Source organism: Pseudoduganella sp. RAF53_2, assembly GCF_052113985.1.
Classification (GTDB): domain Bacteria; phylum Pseudomonadota; class Gammaproteobacteria; order Burkholderiales; family Burkholderiaceae_D; genus Rugamonas.
Map to the genome: position 1 here is coordinate 1 of NZ_JBFRDW010001089.1, position 1,030 is coordinate 1,030.

The 1,030-nt window shown below is 59.5% G+C and carries 1 protein-coding gene; it reads left to right on the forward strand.

The annotated features are described in order from the left end of the window. Positions 1-973 (forward strand): ABC transporter permease (locus AB4Z11_RS32510; RefSeq protein ID WP_442030420.1); only part of this gene is annotated, 973 nt, incomplete at its 5' end. Positions 974-1,030: the final 57 nt, after the last annotated feature.

The following is a 1,030-nucleotide window of genomic DNA, read 5'->3' on the forward strand; positions in this document are numbered from 1 at the left end:
CAACGTGCCCTACGCCGTGCAGGACATGAGTCACAGCGCGGAATCCGTGCGCCTGCTGGCGAAACTGGAGGCCAGCGGCGTGTTTCATCGCACGGCCAATGTGGAGACGCAGGAACAACTGCGCGATGTGATCAATTCACAGACAGCCCTACTGGTCGTCGAGATCCCGGCCGATTTCGAGCGCCGCCTGTACGCAGGCGACCAGTCGCCCATCGGTCTGGTGCTCGATGGACGCAATTCGAACACTGCAGGTTCCGCGGCCGGCTTTGTCGGCGCCGTGGTCGAGGGCTTCAACAGTGAATGGCGCACCGCACATGGCGGTAGTGAGCCTCCGCTGCGAATTGAGTCGCGGGCCTGGTTCAATCCGAATATCGAAACGCGCTGGAATCTCATGCCGGGACTGATCGCGGCCCTCAGCATGCTGCAAACCCTGCTACTGACGGCGCTCTCTGTGGCACGCGAACGCGAGCAAGGCACTTTCGATCAGTTGCTCGTCACGCCGTTGACGCCGATCGACATCATGATCGGCAAGGCGATCCCACCGGTGCTGATCGGCCTCACGCAATCTACCCTGATCCTGATGGTGGCACGCTTCTGGTTCCAGATTCCGATGGCCGGTTCGATTTTCACGATTTACGCGGGGCTGTTGATGTTCACCGTCGCCAGCGTCGGCATTGGACTGTCGATTTCGGCGATGGCTGCCAATATGCAGCAGGCCATGCTCTACACCTTCGTGCTGGTGATGCCGATGATGCTGCTCTCGGGCCTGACGACACCGGTACGCAATATGCCGGAGATTCTGCAGATTCTGACCATGGCCAATCCGCTGCGCTTCGCCATCGACCTGGTGCAACGCGTCTATCTGGAAGGCGTGGGCTTGCTCACGGTCTGGCACAACCTTATTCCTTTGCTGATCATTGCCGCCATCACACTGCCGCTGGCGACCTGGCTGTTCCGCAATCGTCTTGTTTGATTGGATTTGCATCATGAAGAAACTCGTCATTTGTCTCGCGCTGGCTGGCTGCGCTGC